The organism is Flavobacterium koreense, from assembly GCF_054776075.1.
The window spans coordinates 299,816-317,570 of the sequence record NZ_BAAHCF010000008.1; the positions used below are offsets into that span (position 1 = coordinate 299,816).

The window sequence follows — 17,755 nt, forward strand, 5'->3', positions numbered from 1 at the left end:
TATCGGGACTTTTTTAGTTTATAGAAGTTGTAATGGTTTTAATTATTTGAGGAACTTTAGTAATAGTAAAATCTAAATTTAAAGTTATAGTATCGTTTGTTTTCTTTAAATTTAGTTTACCTTCTTCTACTTTATAATAACCTGTTTGTCCTCTGCAGAAACAAAATCTACCAAAATGCATTTTAGTTTGTTGAAGTTCCTTATTAGTTAAATTTAGTTCTGTATCGTTATTGTTTATTTCAAAAATTATTTCTTCTCTGTAACCAGCGTCTTGCAAATCACCTTTTACGATTCTATTGTACTGATAAACTATTACAGAAGTAGTTTCACTATCTATAGTTTGTGTATACGTTGATCCAAATTCGTCAGTTTTTATAACTAAACTTTTGTTCTTCAGTATTTCTGTGGTACAAACTCCATCAGATGGACAAGGTGATTCTGTTTTTGTAACGACTTTATTTTCTTCTTCTTTTTTCATTATTTCTTTGTTTGTACAACAGAAAGAAAAGAGAATTGCTGTTGGGATTATGAATAGTTTTTTCATTGTTAACTTATTTAATTAGATAAAGATAATCAAAAAGAATACCATTATTTACCATTATAAATATTCATAGTGTTTGCCAATCCTGCCAAAGCAAAAGAGGATATAATTTCGCTACCCAATTCAAGTCGTTCAGGTAGTTTTGTTTTTTCTTCTTCATTCCATTCGCCAAGTACGTAATCTACTTGCCTTCCTTTTTTAAATTCGTCACTGATACCAAATCTAAATCTAGGATATTCAGTTGAATTTAATAAAAGTTGTATGTTTTTTAAACCATTATGACCACCGTCACTTCCTTTAGATTTTATTCTGATTGTTCCAAAAGACAAGTTTAAATCATCAGTAATAACTAAAATATTTTCTTTTTCAATGTTTTCTTTTTCCATCCAATATTTTACAGCCTTACCACTTAAATTCATGTATGTATTTGGTTTTAGTAAAATTAGAGTACGACCTTTTGTTTTAAACTCTGCTACATCACCAAGTTTTGCTGTTTGAAATGAAATGGATTCTTTTCTGGCAAAATAATCTAATATTTTAAATCCAATATTGTGTCGTGTGTTTACATATTCGGCACCAATATTGCCTAGGCCAACGATAAGGAATTTCTTCATTGGGGTTTCTTCTTGTTTGTTGTTGTTTTTGAAAATATTTGAAAACCAATTCATGTGGTAAAAATAGTATAATTGTTTTGAAAATGGAATTTTATGTAAATGGATTACTAACTAACCCTGATGGTAATTGAAATAAAAAAATGGTGGTTGAGGCTCTCGAAATTACCATTTTTTTATTGTAATGTACAGCAGGAATAAGGTTTGCAAGAATTTCTACTGATTCGTTCCAAATAAAAAAAGCACCAGTAAATAAATACTGATGCTTTGATATAAAAGGTTTTGGAAAAATTATTTTTTCTTTCCTTTTGCAGCTGTTTTTTCTGCTTTTGCAGCTTCTTGAGCAGCTTTCATAGCAGCACGTGAAATCTTCACTTGACAAACTACAGTATTGTCTGGGTGCATTAATTTGAAATTGTTTGTAGCTAATTTAGTTACATACAATTTATTACCCATTTGTAATTCAGAAATGTTAGCTTCTACGAAATCAGGAAGATTTTTTGGTAAAGCTTTCACTTTTAATCTTCTTTGATTTAAATTTAAAACACCACCTAAAAGTACACCTGGAGAAGTTCCTGTGATTTTTACTGGTACTTCCATGATGATTTCTTTATCATCTGACAATTGGAAAAAGTCAATGTGTAAAATTGCATCACTTACTGGGTGAAATTGGATGTCTTGTAAAATAGCATCAAATTTTTTACCTCCTAAATCAATGGCAACTGTGTGCGCATTTGGAGTGTAAACCAAACTTTTGAAAGCTTTTGCTTCTGCTTGAAAATGTACTGGTTGACTTCCTCCGTAAATTACGCAAGGAACCATTCCAGCATTACGTACCACTTTGGTTGCTACCTTGCCCACGCTTTCTCTTTCTGATCCTTTAATCGAAATTGATTTCATTGTAAAAATATATAGTTAATAAAAATAAATTACATTAAAAATTTTCCACTGATGGAATTGTTGTGTTGCACCATGTGCATAACTTCTGCAAAAAGAGGCGCACAACTCACCACTTTAATTTTGTTTGATTCTTTCTTTAATGGAATAGAATCGGTAACTATTAATTCTAATAATTTAGAATTTTCAATTTTTTCGTATGCGTCACCTGAAAGAATTGCGTGTGTACAAATTGCTCTTACACTTAAAGCGCCTTTTTCAATCATTAAATCAGCTGCTTTTGCTAATGTTCCTCCTGTGTCAATCATGTCATCAACAAGAACAATATTTCTTCCTTTTACATCGCCAATTAGTTCCATTGAACCAATTTCATTAGCGGCTTTTCTTTGCTTGTAGCAAATAACTACGTCTGATTCTAAAAATTTAGAATAAGCATAAGCTCTTTTTGAACCTCCCATATCTGGAGATGCGATTGTCAAATTTTCTAAATTTAAACTTTTCACATAAGGCAAGAAAATAGTTGAAGCAAATAAATGATCAACTGGTTTTTCAAAGAAACCTTGAATCTGATCGGCGTGTAAATCCATGGTCATGATTCTAGTTGCTCCTGCAGTTTCTAATAATTTTGCTACTAGTTTTGCTCCAATTGGCACTCTTGGCTTGTCTTTTCTGTCTTGTCTTGCGTACCCAAAGTAAGGAATTACTGGTGTTATATGTCTTGCTGAAGCTCTTTTTGCTGCATCAATCATTAATAATAACTCCATCAAATTGTCTGCTGTTGGAAATGTAGAGCAAACAATAAAAACGCGTAATCCTCTTATAGATTCTTCAAACGAAGGTTGGAATTCTCCATCACTAAATTTTGAGAACGTTACTTTGCCTAGCGGAATACCATAGTTTTTAGCTATTTCTTCTGCTAAATGAACACTTTGTGAACAGGCAAATATTTTTGCTTCTGGTTCTAAATGTGACATTATAATTTGTTGTTTTGTAGTTAGTTAGTTGTGTGTCGTTTTAACGAGGTGCAAATTTAGAAATAAAATCCGAGTCTGAAAGGATATTTTTAACTATTTTCTTGAAAATGTGTTTAAAATTTATTTACATTTGCAACGTGTTAAAACAAATTGATTTTTTCAGTCAATTTTAATGCGATGAAATGACTGTTGTTATTTCTGTCTGCTAATGCCCGGATGGCGGAATTGGTAGACGCGCTGGTCTCAAACACCTGTGGGAAACCGTGCCGGTTCGACTCCGGCTCCGGGTACGTAAAAAGCTTCTGATTTTTCAGAAGCTTTTTTATTTATAAAGAATTCCGGATAATCAAATTGTTTTTATTCTCGATTTGGATTTTTTTATTTTCTAAAATCATCGTTGCAAGTTGTTTTCCCATTTCATTAAAATCTGTTGAAATGGTTGTGATTCCGTTTTCAACAACTTTTTTTAAAGGTGTTTCATTATAGGAAATAATTCCGAAATCTAAGCCCAATTTTAAATTTTGAGTTTTGGATTTTTCTATGACTTTTACTAAATCTCTATCGTCTGGAATTACATATATATCACCTCTAACAAGTGTTCTTTCTTCAAAATGATTGATGACTTCATGATTTAGATGATTGTCATTACAGAATTTTTCAAATCCAATTTTCATACCTAATGGTTCCCGAAATCCAGGAAAAATTAAGATTAACTTTTGATATTTGTCAATTAAATGTTTTCCTTTTTGTAATGCTTCATAAATATCTTTTACAAAATTTTGATGAATGGAAGGATAATCTTTCAGATCTGAATTCGTTTGATCTAAAATATAAACATCTTGTTTGGGAAGTGTTTTTATCAATGAAGCCGCACCTACCAAATTTGTTGGCATAATGATGTATTTAGAATAGTTCCCATTACTTTCATTAATCAGTTTCTTAAACATTTCAATATTAAAATGATGAAAGAAAATATCAACCTGAGCAGTGTTATTCATCTTTTCCAAAAAGGAATTATAGATGTCTTCTTTAAAAATGTTCAATTCATCAAACAATAAAAAAATTCTTTGCTCAAAACTCAACTCTACACTTTTTACATAATATCCTTTTCCTAAAATAGCGTAAATAATCCCTCTTTTTTTAAGTTCATCATAGGCTAACAGAACGGTATCTCTTGAAATAGAAAATTCTAAACTTACCTTGTTAACCGAAGGTAATTTGTCATTTTTTTTCAATCGATTTTCAGAAATAGCCGCTTCTATTGAATGGACAATTTGTTTGTACTTTGGTAAATTGGAATGATTATCAACAGTAATAATTTTCATAAGAAATAAATAACTGGTGGCAAGTTACACAAAAACTGGTAGGTACTGGTATGGTTTAGAAATGTATTTTTTTACTTTTGATATTATATTAATAAAATAATGATGTTAAAAATTCGTAATTCACATTTTAAAGAATCAAAAAAAGACAAATCATTTGGTTATTTACCTAGTGATAAAGAAGTCTTTTGTTACAATTTGTCCAATAAAAATGGTTTTGAAGTTGAAGTGATTAATTATGGAGCAGTAATTTCTTCAATAAAAATTCCAATTTCCAAAAAGGAAAAAGTTGATGTCGTTCTAGGCTTTGAAACTTTAGAAAATTATATTCAATCATTTAATTTACCTAGTGCTCCATATTTAGGTGCCATAGTTGGAAGATATGCAGGAAGAATAAATAACGCTGAATTTATTTTAAACGGAAATAAAGTAGAACTTACTAAAAATCATGGTTCTCATCAACTTCACGGTGGAATCAATGGGTTTAGCAAAGCATTATGGAACGTTAAGAATGTTACGACAAATGCAATTACGTTGGAATATATAAGTCAGGACAATGAAGAAAATTTTCCAGGACAATTAACAACACAAGTGACTTATATCTTAACTGAAGATAACGAATTGAAAGTAGATATGTTTGCAAAATCTACTGAAGATACCGTAATAAATCTCACACAACATAGCTATTTTAACTTAGACGGACAATCTGAAGATATTGTGAATCAAGATTTATTTGTAAATTCATCCAAAACTTTGGAAACCAATATTGATAATATACCAACAGGTAGATTTTTTGAAGTTGCTAGAAGTCCATTCGATTTTAATTTACCAAAAGAATGTCCAACTAAAATTGATAACACCTTTGTTTTAAATGATAACGATACTGTTTCGGCTATATTAATAAGTAAAAAGAATAATTTGAAAATGTCGGTTTTTACTAACCAACCAGCAATTCATATTTATGTTGGTGGAAATTGTTTTAATCAAATCAAAGGAAAAGAAAATGCGAGTTACCATCCATTAAGTGGTATTTGTTTTGAAGCACAAAATTTTCCAGATGCACCAAATCACGAACATTTTCCAAGTGCAGTTTTGAAAAAAGACGAAACTTATCATCATAAAACCACATTCAAATTCGAAAAAATATAAAGTTATGAAAAAGCTATTTATTTTAATTTTCAGTTTTTTATTAGCATCATGTTCCTCAAGTGATGATACTCAACAAACACCAACACCTAATCCAATGCCAACGGATGATTTTATTCGTGCCGCAGATATGTCATTTTTACCCTTAATCGAAAGTGAAGGTACAATTTACAAAAACAATGGTGTCGCTCAAGACGCATTAACAACTTTAAAAAATGCAGGTTGCAATACTATAAGAATTCGTTTATGGAAAAATCCAACCGTAAATCAATCTACTTTTAATGAAGTAAAAACATTTGCCACAAGAGCTAAAAATGCCGGATTTAAAGTTTGGCTTTCAGTTCATTATTCAGATACTTGGGCTGATCCAGCCAATCAAACAACTCCAGCAGAATGGCAAAGTTTAAGTTTTAATGATTTAAAAACAGCAGCCGAAAATTATACAGCAACCATTTTAACAGAAATCAATCCAGATATTATCCAAATAGGTAACGAAATCAACAGCGGATTGCTTTGGCCTCAAGGACATTTAATTAATAATGAAAATCAAAGTTTACAATTGATTACTGCTATTAGTGCTAAAATTAGAACACAAAAACCTAATACAAAAATAATGCTTCATTATGCCGGAATCGGAAGTGGAGCCACATGGTTTTTCAATAAAATGAGTGCAATAAATTATGATTATATCGGATTGTCTTATTATCCAATTTGGCATGGGAAAAATCTTTCAGATGTAAATGCTACAATTACATCTTTAGGACAAACACACAATAAAAAAGTCATTATTGCAGAAACAGCTTATCCATTTACCTTAAATTGGAACGATTGGACCAACAATATAGTGGGACAAAATGATCAATTAATTACAACTTATCCAGCATCCAATGAAGGTCAGAAAAATTTTGTTTTGGCAATAAAAAACCTTGTAAAGCAAAATTCTCATGGACTAGGTTTTTGTTATTGGGGTTCAGAATGGGTAGCTTTTAGAGGAACTCAATCTACAAATGGTTCTTCATGGGAAAATCAAGCGCTGTGGGATTTTAATAATAATGCACTTCCTGTAATGGATGCTTTTAGCCAAAATTAATATGAGAAAAAGTCTTTTTTTGACATTGCTATTAGCTTTGAATTTTACTTCTTGTAAAAGTTCTAAATCGTCTTTCGCAAAAGGTGCCGATGTAGGTTGGTTGCCTCAAATGGAAGCCACAGGTTACAAATTTTATGACCAAGACGGTACTGAAAAAGAATGTTTACAATTGCTAAAAGATAGAGGTATGAATTCCGTTCGTCTTCGTGTTTGGGTAAATCCAAATGATGATAAAGCAAGCGGACATTGTAGTAAAGATGAAACTGTAGCAATGGCATTACGTGCCCAAAAAATGGGAATGCGTGTGATGATTAACTTTCATTATTCCGATTCTTGGGCTGATCCTGCAAAGCAAAATAAACCTGCTGCGTGGAAAAATCATTCGTTTCCTGAATTATTAAACGATGTTTACAATCATACTTTTGAAGTGATTTCGGCTTTAAAAAATGCAGGTGTAACTCCAGAATGGGTTCAAGTTGGAAATGAAATTCCAGGCGGAATGATGTGGCCAGAAGGAAGCACCGATAACTGGAATCAGCTTGGGCAACTTTTAAATAAAGGTTACGATGCTGTAAAAGCTGTAGATAAAAAAATCAAAGTAATCGTTCATGTTGATGAAGGAAATAACAATGCTAAATTCAGAACGTTCTTCGATAATGCTACGGCTCAAAATGTAAAATACGACATCATCGGACTTTCTTATTATCCTTATTGGATTAAAAAAGATTATAAAGAAACCATTGCCGACTTAGAATTCAATCTAAACGATATGGTTCAACGATATAATAAAGATGTAATGATTGTTGAAGTTGGTGGTGAAGATGACAAAGTTCAAAACACTTATGAATTATTAAAAGCTACTATTGAAGCCGTTAAAAAAGTTCCAAATAAAAGAGGTTTGGGAGTGATGTATTGGGAACCACAAGGAGCAAAATCATGGAGTGGTTACAGTTTAAGCGCATGGCAAGCTGATGGAAAACCATCACCAGCATTAGACGCATTTAAAGAATAATTACGATGAAAAAAATATACTATTTTGCTTTAATTCTTATGGGTTTAAGTACAACTTTTGCTCAGAAAAAAATCAGTTTAGACGAAGATTGGAAATTTCATTTTGGAAATTCGGCTGATGTTTCCAAAGATTTTGACTATGGAAAAACAGCGTTGCTTCACAAGTCTAATGTCTATGCAACTACTATTGTAAATCCAAAGTTTGTGGATACCACTTGGAAAAAAATCAACGTTCCTCACGATTGGGTTGTCGAACTTCCTTTTGTAAAATCAGACCAAGTTGAAATGGATAGTCATGGTTATAAACCAGTTGGTGGTGCTTATCCTGAAACGAGTATTGGTTGGTATCGCAAACATTTTTCTGTTGATAAAAAAGACGAAGGAAAACGATTTGAACTTCAATTTGACGGAATTTACAGAAATGCCGAAATTTGGTTCAATGGATTTTATGTCGGAACCAATTTTAGTGGTTACGTTGGCAATTCTTATGATGTTTCTGATTATGTGAATTTTGAAGGCGATAATGTTATTGTAATTCGAGTAGATGCTACACAATATGAAGGTTGGTTTTATGAAGGTGCCGGAATTTATCGTCACGTTTGGTTGAATGTTACCGATAAAGTTTTCATTCCAAATGATGGAGTTTTTGTACATTCAAAAGTAAAGGGTAAAAACGCAACTATTACTATTGAAACAGAAGTTGAATGTAAAAATCTACAACCTTCTAATGCTGTCGTTTATTCCATAATTACGGATAGAAACGGCAAGCAACTCGGTAAAACTTCTGAACAAAAAGTTGCACTTTCGGTTAACGGAAAAACTACCATTAAGCAAAATTTGAATTTGAACAATGTTACATTTTGGTCACTTGAAAATCCGTATTTGTACAAGGTAATTTCTGTTGTAAAATCAGGAAACCAAATTCTACATCAAACGAAAACACGTTTTGGAATAAAAACAGTTAAATTCGATGCCAAAGAAGGCTTTTTCTTAAACGGTAAAAAAATCAAAATTCAAGGAACAAACAATCATCAAGACCATGCCGGAATTGGAAGTGCGCTACCTGATTTCATGCAATATTATCGTATAAAATTACTCAAAGAAATGGGTTCTAATGCTTACAGAGCAAGTCATAACGCACCAACTCCAGAACTTTTGGAAGCTTGTGATAGTTTGGGAATGTTAGTTGTTGATGAACAACGTTTGTTAAACAGTAGTCCAGAATATATCGACCAATTTAAAAGAATACTTAAACGCGATAGAAATCACGCTTCCGTTTTTTTATGGTCCATTGGAAATGAGGAACAAAACATTCAAGGAAACGATTATGGAAAACGAATTGCAAAAACACTTTTAGCTATTCAAGCAGAGTTAGACCCAACGAGAACGTCAACATATGCAGCTGATATGCCTAACGAATTCAAAGGTGTAAATGAAGTAATTCCGATTCGCGGATTTAATTATCGTGAATATGCTGTTGCCGATTATCATTGCGATCATCCCAATCAACCATTGCTTGGAACCGAAATGGGAAGTACAGTAACTACTCGTGGAATCTATGAAAAAGATGAAATTAGAGCTTACGTTCCAGACCAAGACATCACACATCCTTGGTGGGCAAGTAAAGCAGAAACTTGGTGGAAATTAGCTGCAGAAAATGACTATTGGCTTGGAGGTTTTGTGTGGACAGGATTTGATTATCGTGGTGAACCAACACCTTACAAATGGCCCAATATTAGTTCGCATTTTGGAATTTTAGATGTTTGCGGTTTTCCAAAAAATATTTATTACTACTATAAAAGTTGGTGGACAAATGAAGATATTCTGCACATTTCACCACATTGGAATTGGCCAGAGAAAGTAGGTAAACCAATTGACGTTTGGGTAAATACTAATGCTGACGATGTGGAATTATTCCTTAACGGAAAAAGCTTAGGAAAAAAAGTCATGCCAAGAAACAGCCATTTGCAATGGGAAGTCAACTACGAACCAGGAACTTTAGAAGCAGTTGCTTATAAAAGCGGAAGGAAATTAACTTCAAAAGTTGAAACTACTAATTACGCTACAAAAGTTATTGCAGTTGCTGATAAAGCCACAGTTTTAGCAGACGGAAAAGATGGCATAGTGGTGAATGTTTCCATTGTTGATGATAAAGGAAGAGAAGTTCCAAATGCTAACAATATGGTTTATTTCAAAATAATTGGCGATGCTAAAATAATTGGTGTTGGAAATGGTGATCCAAGTTCGCATGAACCTGATAAATGTGCTGATGGTGCTTGGCAAAGAAGTGCTTTCAACGGAAAATGTCAAGTGATTATTCAAGCTGGAAAAACAGTTGGAGATGTAAAATTGGAAGTAAAATCAAACGGATTGCTTTCAACTGTAGTGGAAATTAATCAAAAATAATTTGAAATAATCCTAGATTTTTCGGGACTCATAAAATGAAAAAAAAATTAATACAAAATACATCGGAACATTTTGAAAAAACCTTTCAAAATAAACCGGAACATATTTTCCTTTCACCAGGAAGAATCAATATTATTGGTGAACATGTAGATTATAATGACGGATTTGTTTTGCCAGCAGCCATTAATAAATATGTTTGCATCGCAATTTCAACTAATAAAAATTCTGATTGTAAAATCATAGCCAAAGATTTGAATGAGGTTTTCGAATTTAATTTAAAAGAGACTTTAGTTCCAAATCAAACCATGTGGATTAATTATATTCTTGGGGTTTTGCAACAACTAAAAGAACAAAAGCAATTCGATGACGGATTTAATGCAGTTTTTAGTAGTTCTGTTCCTATTGGTTCGGGACTTTCATCTTCGGCAGCAGTAGAATGTGGCTTTGCGTATGCTTTCAATAAAATGTTTGCTTTAGGTTTAACCAAAGAAGAAATTGCGCTTATCGGACAAAAATCAGAGCATACTTTTGTAGGTGTAAATTGTGGCATAATGGATCAATTTGCCTCTGTTTTTGGAAAGAAAGATAAAGTCATCAAACTCGATTGCAATACCTTAGCATACGAATATCATAAAGCTGATTTCAAAAAATATTCACTACTTTTATTGGATAGTAATGTGAAACATACGCATTTAACATCAGGTTACAACGATAGAAGAAACGAGGTAGAACAAGGTTTAGCCATCATAAAAAGTCATTTTCCAGAAGTAAAAACCTTTAGAAATTGTACTGAAGAAATGGTAAATGCTCTTAAAAATGAATTAGGAGAAATCGTTTACAAAAGATGTCATTTTGTAGTAAAAGAAATTCAACGTGTCCAAGATGCCGTTGATGCTTTAGAAAATTCAGATTTTAATAGGCTAGGAAATTTAATGACTGAAACACATCACGGTTTGTCTAAAGAATATGAAGTGAGTTGCGATGAATTAGATTTTTTAGTTGATGCTGTAGCCAATGAAACTTCAGTTTTAGGAGCAAGAATGATGGGTGGCGGTTTTGGAGGTTGTTCTATAAATCTAGTAGAAAAAGGCTCAGAAAAGAAACTAATTGAAAAAATTTCATCACAATATCGTTCCAAATTTGGCATAGAATTAAAATCATATAAAGTCAAAATATCCAAAGGAACATCAGAATATAAAAATTAAAATCATATCGCTTTTTAGACTTTGCGAGAAACTAAAATTATGCAACAATTCGACCACAACGAACATCCACATAGAAGATATAATCCTTTGCTAGACGAATGGATTTTGGTTTCGCCACATCGAGCCAAACGTCCATGGCAAGGTCAGAACGAGAAAATTGCAGAAGACAATCGTCCAGAACACGATGAAAATTGCTATTTGTGCTCAGGAAATGTTCGTTCAAATGGAGTAAAAAATGACAATTACACCGATTGTTATGTGTTTGAAAATGATTTTTCTGCTTTGTTACGAGATGAAGTTGATTTTGAAAATAATTCCAATAATTTATTTCAGTTAAAACCTGAACGTGGCATCAATAAAGTAATTTGTTTTTCACCAAAACACAATCTCACATTACCCGAAATGGAAGTTTCAGATATTGAGAAAGTGGTAAAAGTTTGGAAAGAACAATACATCGAATTAGGAAGTCAAGATTTCATCAATTACGTTCAGATTTTTGAAAATAAAGGAAGCGTTATGGGTTGCAGCAATCCACATCCACACGGTCAAATTTGGGCACAATCTTCTTTACCAACTCAAATAGAAAAAACTCAAAAAAGTCTTCGTGCATATTACGATAAAAATCAATCCAGTTTGTTGAAAGATTATGTTGAGCAAGAATTAAAGTTGCAAGAACGTGTCGTTATTGAGAATGATCATTTTGTGGTTTTGGTTCCGTTTTGGGCAACTTGGCCTTATGAAACCATGATTATCAGCAAACGACATTTCGGAAATATCATAGCAATGACCAATGACGAAACGAAAGCATTCTCCGAGATTCTAAAAGGAATTACAGTCAAATATGATAATTTATTTAAAACTTCATTTCCTTATTCAGCAGGAATTCATCAATCGCCAACGGATAGAGTTTCGCATCCAGAATGGCACTTTCACATGCATTTTTATCCACCATTATTGCGAAGCGCAACCGTAAAAAAATTTATGGTCGGTTATGAAATGCTTGCTGAAGCACAACGCGATATTTCACCTGAACAAAGTGCTAAAATTTTAAGAGAATTATCTGAAGTTCATTTTAAAAAGAAATAATTAAGAATAGTAATTTAAAGTATAAACTTTAACCATTAAGAAATTAAGATTCATTAAGACTTAATTACCTTAATACCTTAATGGTTAAAAAATTGATAACTAACCATTAAACTAAACCAATGCAAACACTAGCAACCAAAGACTATATTGTTTTCTTCCTCTATTTTATCATAATTGTAGGTTACGGATTTTGGATTTACAACCGAAAAAAGAAAGCGCAAACCAGTAGTAACGATTATTTTCTTGCCGAAGGTTCTTTGACTTGGTGGGCAATTGGAGCGTCTTTAATAGCAAGTAACATCAGTGCTGAGCAGTTTATTGGAATGAGTGGAAGTGGTTTCAAAATGGGATTAGCTATTGCCACTTACGAATGGATGGCAGCAATTACTTTGGTAATCGTTGCGGTTTTTTTCATGCCGGTATATCTCAAAAACAAAATATTTACCATGCCACAATATTTAAAACAGCGGTATAATGGGAACGTCGCAATGATTATGGCTGTTTTTTGGTTGTTATTATATGTATTGGTAAATCTGACTTCAATATTGTATTTAGGAGCTTTAGCAATTAGTAGTATTTCAGGTTTGAATATTACTTTATGTATGATTTTTTTGGCTGTTTTTGCAGTTATGATTACACTTGGAGGAATGAAAGTTATTGGTTACACCGATGTTATTCAGGTGTTTTTCTTGATTTTAGGTGGATTGATTACCACATATTTAGCATTAAATTTAGTAGCAACCGAATTTGGTTCAGATGGAGTTATAAACGGATTTAATATTATGCGAGATAAAGCCGATGACCATTTTCATATGATTTTTGATAAATCGAATCCAAATTACATGGATTTACCAGGACTTTCAGTGCTAATTGGCGGAATGTTAATTATCAATCTGAATTATTGGGGTTGTAACCAATATATTACTCAAAGAGCTTTAGGTGCCGATTTAAAAACAGCTCGTGGTGGTATTTTGTTTGCGGCTTTCTTAAAATTATTAATGCCAATTATAGTCGTTTTACCAGGAATTGCAGCTTATGTTTTATATCAAAACGGACATTTCCAAACCGAGATGTTACAAGACGGAAGCGTAAATCCTGACAGAGCTTATCCAATTTTATTGAATTTATTACCAGTTGGATTAAAAGGGCTTTCGTTTGCAGCATTGACCGCGGCGATTGTAGCTTCTTTGGCAGGAAAAGCGAATAGTATAGCAACGATTTTTACATTAGACGTTTATAAGGAAAAAATTAATGTTGAGGCAAGCGAGAAAAAATTAGTAAACATTGGAAAACTAACGATAATCACGGCAATGATTATTGCTGTTGTTGTTGCACCATTTTTAGGAATAGATAAAAAAGGAGGTTTTCAATACATTCAAGAATATACTGGTTTTGTAAGTCCGGGTGTTTTTGCGATGTTTATTTTGGGTTTCTTTTGGAAAAAAACTACTTCAAACGCGGCGTTATTTGCAACAATTGGAGGATTCATTCTTTCTATCATTTTCAAATTTATGCCAGCTTTTGTTGATTTATCATTCTTAAATCCGATGGGATTTGCTGTGCCAAATGCTGATGGCGTATATGAAATTCCGTTTATTGATAGAATGGGATTTGTATTTTTAATTTGTGTTATTGGAATGTACTTTATTAGTATGTATGAAACTAAAAAAGGTCTTCAAACTAATGGTTTAGAAGTTGATAAAACTATGTTTAAAATGTCACCAAGTTTCACCGTAGGAATGCTTGTGATTGTTGCCGTTACAGCAGCTTTATATACTGTTTTTTGGTAAAATTATTACAAATTTTTTATCACATAAGTAACGATTCCCCAAATTATCAACTCATTTTCGTCTGTGACTTTTATGGGTTGGTAATTTTTATTTTCAGGCATTAGATAGATACAATTTTCTTCTGTTTTGATTCGTTTTACAGTAAACTCTCCATCGATGAAACAAACTGCAATTTTGTTGTTTTGAGGTTCTAAACTTCGGTCAACAACAAGAATGTCTTTGTCATTTATTCCTGCATTTATCATCGAATTTCCATTTACTTTTATGTAAAACGTAGATAAAGGATTTTTACATAATTCTTTATTTAAATCAATGCCACTTTCCATAAAATCGGTTGCAGGTGATGGAAATCCAGCAGAAACGCCTTCTTTTATGTAAGGTATTTTCAATTCGCTTTCCAAATCAGGCCGGAAGAAAGTTAAAGAGGATTCGCTTTTTAGTGACATTTTATTTCTAGTATTTCGTTAAATCTTGTAGTGAATCTAGGTGACAAATGATTTTGCTTCATGTTCCAAGTTAGATTTAAATTTTGTGTTCCTAATTTTACTTTTCGATCTCCAATTTTAGCATTCAAAAAATCCATTGCTTTCATGATTGCCAAATGCTTCGGGTTTTCTTCTTCAAATAATTGAAGCTGTTTTTTTTCTTCATCAATTAATTCAGTAACTATAACACCAGCTTTTTTGAATTTGATTCCTTCATTGCCTTTGTACAAATCTTTCAACATGGATATGGCAACATTTGAAATTGTCAAAGTTGAATTGGTTGAATAAGGCAAAGTAACTGCTTTATTGAAATAGTATTTTTGAGATTGGTATTTGTGTTTATCAATGACTAGCATCACAATTATCGTTTGACAGCATGATTTTTGTTTGCGCAATTTTTCGGCACAAACTGCTGAAAAGGTTGCCACACGTTCTCGTAAATCGTCAAATTCTGAAATCTGTTTTGGAAAACTTCTAGTAGTAGCAATACTTTTCTTTTGTTCCCGAATAGGTTCTAAATCTAAAACTGATTTTCCTTCCAATTCATATTTTAATCGCATACCAATAACGCCCATTTCTTTTCTAATCCAAGCTTCGTGTTGAGGTTTTGTAAAATCATAAGCTGTTAGAATATTGTGCGCCATCATTTTCTTTGTTAATCTGCGGCCAATTCCCCAAACGTCCTCAATTTTAGTCCATTTTATGGCTTTGATGCGTTTTTCTTCCGTATCAATTACATAAATTCCTTGTGTTCTGTCTTGAAACTTTTTAGCAATTCTATTGGCTACTTTTGAAAGTGCTTTAGTTGGTGCAAATCCAACACAAACTGGAATTCCAACCCATTTTTGTACACGTTTTTTCATCTGAATTCCATAGTCATGATAATCAGAAATCGACATTCCATCAAAGTTTAGAAATGCTTCATCAATGCTGTAAATTTCAAGATTTGGAGTAAACGCTTCTAAAGTTTTCATCACACGATTACTCAAGTCACCATATAAAGGATAATTAGAAGAGAAGACTTTAACATTTTTCTCTTTCAGAAGTTCACGAATTTTAAATTCAGGCGCACCCATTGGAACACCAACTTCTTTAGCTTCGTTACTTCTAGAAATAACGCAACCGTCATTATTAGACAAAATAACAACTGGTTTTCCATTATATTGAGGCTGGAAAACACGTTCGCACGAGGCATAAAAATTGTTACAATCGACTAAAGCATACATGTTGTAAATTTAGTCAATAATTGAATTTCACAATTGTTAAATAGTTCGATTGTTGATAAATAAAAAACCATCAAAATTGCTTTTGATGGTTTTGAGTATTTTAAAAATAATATTCTTATTTAATTAAATCTGTAACTAAAGATGGATACAATCCGATGATGATATTTAATACAATTGAAACGATTCCAACTGCATAGTATACGAATGGAGTACTTTGTTTTTCTTCACTTGGTTCTTTAGTATACATTGCTAAAATTAGTTTGAAATAATATCCAACACTAATTATAGAATTAATAACACCAGCAATAACAACGATTAGGAATCCAGCTTGAATAGTTTGTGTAAACAACATGAATTTAGCAAAAAATCCAGAGAAAATTGGGATTCCAGCCATTGATAAAAGTGACGCTGTTAAAACTGCTGCCATTACTGGATTGGTTTTTCCAAGTCCGTTGAAGTTTAAAATATCTTCATTGTCTTTATTTCTTGTAACATTTATGATTACTGCAAAGGAAGCAATTCCTGCTAAAGCATAAGCAACCGTATAATAAAGTAAGTTCCCAGATGAATTAGATAGGCTTAATAAAGTCATCATCATAAAACCAGCATGAGAAATACCTGAAAACGCCAACATACGTTTTACATTATTTTGACGTAAAGCCATAATATTTCCAACAGTCATAGAAGCAATTGAAACTATTACGATAATATTTTGGTATGCCGAAGAGATATCAGCATTCATAGTAGCCAATAATTTATATAATGTAGCAAAAGCAACAACTTTTGCTAAAGTACTCATGGTTGCTGTTACAATTGATGGTGCTCCTTCATAAACATCTGGTGCCCAAAAATGAAATGGTACTGCAGCAATTTTGAATAACATACCTACAGTCAATAACGAAATTCCTATTGGAAACCAAATTGGTAATTCTGCTGAGCGCGACATTTCGCTAATCTCTGTAACATCAAAACTTCCCATGGCTCCATAAATTAAACAGATACCAAATAGAATAAATCCAGATGCAAACGAACCCATTAGGAAATATTTCATTCCGGCTTCATTACTTTTTATATCCAATCTGCTACTTCCTGCAAGAATGTAAAGAGCTATTGATAATGTTTCAATTCCTAAAAAGTACATCGATAAGTTCGAGAAAGAAACCATCGCTACAGCACCGGCTAAAAGGAAAATTTTTATTGCTATAAAGTCAGAAATTTTTGTCTCATGATCTTTGTAAACATCATGGCTCATAGCTACTAAAAATATAGTAAGAACAATGAATAATGATGAAAAAGCATTTGAAAATTTATCAGCAACAATCATATTGGTGTATTGACTGTTTAACAATTCTCCAAATGACCAAATATTTAGTGTTGTGCCTAGTATTGCTAATAGACCTAAGATAACTACAGGTACAATTGCTTTTCTAAAATTAAAGATTTCAGCTATAAGACAGAAAACGCCTAAACCTGATATTGCTATTAATGTATTCATTTTTTATTAAGGATTTAGGATTTAATGATTTAGGATTTTATCCAACACCATTAAATCTTAATTTTTATTATTTCTTGATTTAATTGTTTTTATTCCAGCTGAAAAAATTGACACCAATTCATCGGCTTCTTTTATTAATCTTTCTAATTCGACAGAATTGTATTTAATTTCTAATTCTTTTAAAAATTCTAACCAAAACAAACTTTCATCAGCTTCTTCATCAACAACTTTTAATTTGTTTAAAAAATCAGCATCTGATTTTCCTCTACATACTGCTCTATAATTTGCTGCAACAGATGATGAAGATTTAAAAAGTTGAAACGAAATTACATCAACAGCTTTGTTTTTTTCAATTTCCATTAAAAACTTAAACGTATCAACTGCAAATTTTTTCGTTCTTGCTTTTAATTCTTCTTTAGTCATAACTTGTGTACTCTACGTATTCTAAGAATCCTAAATTTAAATTCCTA

The 17,755-nt window shown here is 32.1% G+C and carries 16 protein-coding genes and 1 tRNA gene; 8 read left to right on the forward strand and 9 right to left on the reverse strand.

Going from position 1 to position 17,755, the window contains the following annotated elements; genetic code table 11:
• Nucleotides 1-13: 13 nt before the first annotated feature.
• From ACYU7A_RS04865 to ACYU7A_RS04880, 4 genes are all read right to left on the reverse strand, one after another.
• Nucleotides 14-544: a hypothetical protein gene (locus tag ACYU7A_RS04865; RefSeq protein WP_460574559.1), complete on the reverse strand. Its 531-nt coding sequence runs from the start codon at nucleotides 542-544 to the stop codon at nucleotides 14-16.
• Nucleotides 545-588: 44 nt separating this feature from the next.
• Nucleotides 589-1,209, reverse strand: a complete 621-nt coding sequence (gene pth / locus ACYU7A_RS04870) for an aminoacyl-tRNA hydrolase (RefSeq protein ID WP_396143539.1) — start codon at nucleotides 1,207-1,209, stop codon at nucleotides 589-591.
• Between the two features lie 234 nt (nucleotides 1,210-1,443).
• Nucleotides 1,444-2,052: a 50S ribosomal protein L25/general stress protein Ctc gene (locus ACYU7A_RS04875; RefSeq protein ID WP_460574561.1), complete on the reverse strand. Its 609-nt coding sequence runs from the start codon at nucleotides 2,050-2,052 to the stop codon at nucleotides 1,444-1,446.
• 29 nt (nucleotides 2,053-2,081) lie between these two features.
• The gene (locus ACYU7A_RS04880) at nucleotides 2,082-3,023 is read right to left on the reverse strand and encodes a ribose-phosphate pyrophosphokinase (protein ID WP_344817285.1); all 942 of its coding nucleotides are present in this window, start codon (nucleotides 3,021-3,023) and stop codon (nucleotides 2,082-2,084) included.
• 210 nt (nucleotides 3,024-3,233) lie between these two features.
• Here ACYU7A_RS04880 and ACYU7A_RS04885 point away from each other — a divergent pair.
• Nucleotides 3,234-3,313, forward strand: a tRNA-Leu gene (locus tag ACYU7A_RS04885).
• 36 nt (nucleotides 3,314-3,349) lie between these two features.
• Here ACYU7A_RS04885 and ACYU7A_RS04890 read toward each other — a convergent pair.
• Nucleotides 3,350-4,348 carry a GntR family transcriptional regulator gene (locus ACYU7A_RS04890; protein ID WP_460574564.1) on the reverse strand — a complete coding sequence of 333 codons (999 nt, stop codon included), beginning with the start codon at nucleotides 4,346-4,348 and terminating at the stop codon, nucleotides 3,350-3,352.
• A 99-nt stretch (nucleotides 4,349-4,447) separates the two neighbouring features.
• On the opposite strand from ACYU7A_RS04890, the gene ACYU7A_RS04895 reads away from it, so the two are divergent.
• From ACYU7A_RS04895 to ACYU7A_RS04925, 7 genes are all read left to right on the forward strand, one after another.
• Nucleotides 4,448-5,494 carry an aldose epimerase family protein gene (locus ACYU7A_RS04895; RefSeq protein ID WP_460574566.1) on the forward strand — a complete coding sequence of 349 codons (1,047 nt, stop codon included), beginning with the start codon at nucleotides 4,448-4,450 and terminating at the stop codon, nucleotides 5,492-5,494.
• A gap of 4 nt (nucleotides 5,495-5,498) precedes the next feature.
• The gene (locus ACYU7A_RS04900) at nucleotides 5,499-6,581 is read left to right on the forward strand and encodes a glycoside hydrolase family 53 protein (protein ID WP_460574568.1); all 1,083 of its coding nucleotides are present in this window, start codon (nucleotides 5,499-5,501) and stop codon (nucleotides 6,579-6,581) included.
• Nucleotide 6,582: 1 nt separating this feature from the next.
• Nucleotides 6,583-7,593 (forward strand): glycoside hydrolase family 53 protein, encoded by a 1,011-nt coding sequence (locus ACYU7A_RS04905; RefSeq protein WP_460574570.1) that lies wholly within the window; start codon nucleotides 6,583-6,585, stop codon nucleotides 7,591-7,593.
• 5 nt (nucleotides 7,594-7,598) lie between these two features.
• Nucleotides 7,599-9,998, forward strand: coding sequence for a beta-galactosidase GalA (galA, locus tag ACYU7A_RS04910; protein WP_460574572.1), 2,400 nt, complete (start codon nucleotides 7,599-7,601; stop codon nucleotides 9,996-9,998).
• A 35-nt stretch (nucleotides 9,999-10,033) separates the two neighbouring features.
• Nucleotides 10,034-11,203: a galactokinase gene (gene galK, locus ACYU7A_RS04915; protein ID WP_460574574.1), complete on the forward strand. Its 1,170-nt coding sequence runs from the start codon at nucleotides 10,034-10,036 to the stop codon at nucleotides 11,201-11,203.
• 39 nt (nucleotides 11,204-11,242) lie between these two features.
• Nucleotides 11,243-12,289 carry a UDP-glucose--hexose-1-phosphate uridylyltransferase gene (locus tag ACYU7A_RS04920; RefSeq protein ID WP_460574576.1) on the forward strand — a complete coding sequence of 349 codons (1,047 nt, stop codon included), beginning with the start codon at nucleotides 11,243-11,245 and terminating at the stop codon, nucleotides 12,287-12,289.
• Nucleotides 12,290-12,408: 119 nt separating this feature from the next.
• A complete protein-coding gene (locus ACYU7A_RS04925) occupies nucleotides 12,409-14,079 on the forward strand; it encodes a sodium/sugar symporter (protein ID WP_460574578.1) in 1,671 nt (556 codons plus the stop codon).
• A gap of 5 nt (nucleotides 14,080-14,084) precedes the next feature.
• Here ACYU7A_RS04925 and ACYU7A_RS04930 read toward each other — a convergent pair whose 3' ends face one another.
• The 4 genes from ACYU7A_RS04930 to ACYU7A_RS04945 all read right to left on the reverse strand — a co-directional run bounded on the left by ACYU7A_RS04930 (nucleotide 14,085) and on the right by ACYU7A_RS04945 (nucleotide 17,708).
• Nucleotides 14,085-14,525: a LexA family protein gene (locus tag ACYU7A_RS04930; RefSeq protein WP_460574580.1), complete on the reverse strand. Its 441-nt coding sequence runs from the start codon at nucleotides 14,523-14,525 to the stop codon at nucleotides 14,085-14,087.
• Complete coding sequence (locus ACYU7A_RS04935; protein WP_460574582.1) at nucleotides 14,516-15,790, reverse strand: Y-family DNA polymerase; 1,275 nt, start codon at nucleotides 15,788-15,790, stop codon at nucleotides 14,516-14,518. Before ACYU7A_RS04935 ends, ACYU7A_RS04930 begins: the two co-directional genes overlap by 10 nt.
• A 115-nt stretch (nucleotides 15,791-15,905) precedes the next feature.
• Nucleotides 15,906-17,285 (reverse strand): NADH-quinone oxidoreductase subunit N, encoded by a 1,380-nt coding sequence (locus tag ACYU7A_RS04940; RefSeq protein ID WP_460574584.1) that lies wholly within the window; start codon nucleotides 17,283-17,285, stop codon nucleotides 15,906-15,908.
• Nucleotides 17,286-17,342: 57 nt separating this feature from the next.
• On the reverse strand, nucleotides 17,343-17,708 hold the full coding sequence (locus ACYU7A_RS04945; protein ID WP_344817038.1) for a four helix bundle protein: 366 nt from the start codon (nucleotides 17,706-17,708) through the stop codon (nucleotides 17,343-17,345).
• Nucleotides 17,709-17,755: the final 47 nt, after the last annotated feature.

What these genes read in the sequence shown, in the direction of transcription:
- ACYU7A_RS04865 (WP_460574559.1), bottom strand. Translation starts at nt 544, where the DNA reads ATGAAAAAACTATTCATAATCCCAACAGCAATTCTCTTTTCTTTCTGT.
- pth (WP_396143539.1), bottom strand. Translation starts at nt 1,209, where the DNA reads ATGAATTGGTTTTCAAATATTTTCAAAAACAACAACAAACAAGAAGAA.
- ACYU7A_RS04875 (WP_460574561.1), bottom strand. Translation starts at nt 2,052, where the DNA reads ATGAAATCAATTTCGATTAAAGGATCAGAAAGAGAAAGCGTGGGCAAG.
- ACYU7A_RS04880 (WP_344817285.1), bottom strand. Translation starts at nt 3,023, where the DNA reads ATGTCACATTTAGAACCAGAAGCAAAAATATTTGCCTGTTCACAAAGT.
- ACYU7A_RS04890 (WP_460574564.1), bottom strand. Translation starts at nt 4,348, where the DNA reads ATGAAAATTATTACTGTTGATAATCATTCCAATTTACCAAAGTACAAA.
- ACYU7A_RS04895 (WP_460574566.1), top strand. Translation starts at nt 4,448, where the DNA reads ATGATGTTAAAAATTCGTAATTCACATTTTAAAGAATCAAAAAAAGAC.
- ACYU7A_RS04900 (WP_460574568.1), top strand. Translation starts at nt 5,499, where the DNA reads ATGAAAAAGCTATTTATTTTAATTTTCAGTTTTTTATTAGCATCATGT.
- ACYU7A_RS04905 (WP_460574570.1), top strand. Translation starts at nt 6,583, where the DNA reads ATGAGAAAAAGTCTTTTTTTGACATTGCTATTAGCTTTGAATTTTACT.
- galA (WP_460574572.1), top strand. Translation starts at nt 7,599, where the DNA reads ATGAAAAAAATATACTATTTTGCTTTAATTCTTATGGGTTTAAGTACA.
- galK (WP_460574574.1), top strand. Translation starts at nt 10,034, where the DNA reads ATGAAAAAAAAATTAATACAAAATACATCGGAACATTTTGAAAAAACC.
- ACYU7A_RS04920 (WP_460574576.1), top strand. Translation starts at nt 11,243, where the DNA reads ATGCAACAATTCGACCACAACGAACATCCACATAGAAGATATAATCCT.
- ACYU7A_RS04925 (WP_460574578.1), top strand. Translation starts at nt 12,409, where the DNA reads ATGCAAACACTAGCAACCAAAGACTATATTGTTTTCTTCCTCTATTTT.
- ACYU7A_RS04930 (WP_460574580.1), bottom strand. Translation starts at nt 14,525, where the DNA reads ATGTCACTAAAAAGCGAATCCTCTTTAACTTTCTTCCGGCCTGATTTG.
- ACYU7A_RS04935 (WP_460574582.1), bottom strand. Translation starts at nt 15,790, where the DNA reads ATGTATGCTTTAGTCGATTGTAACAATTTTTATGCCTCGTGCGAACGT.
- ACYU7A_RS04940 (WP_460574584.1), bottom strand. Translation starts at nt 17,285, where the DNA reads ATGAATACATTAATAGCAATATCAGGTTTAGGCGTTTTCTGTCTTATA.
- ACYU7A_RS04945 (WP_344817038.1), bottom strand. Translation starts at nt 17,708, where the DNA reads ATGACTAAAGAAGAATTAAAAGCAAGAACGAAAAAATTTGCAGTTGAT.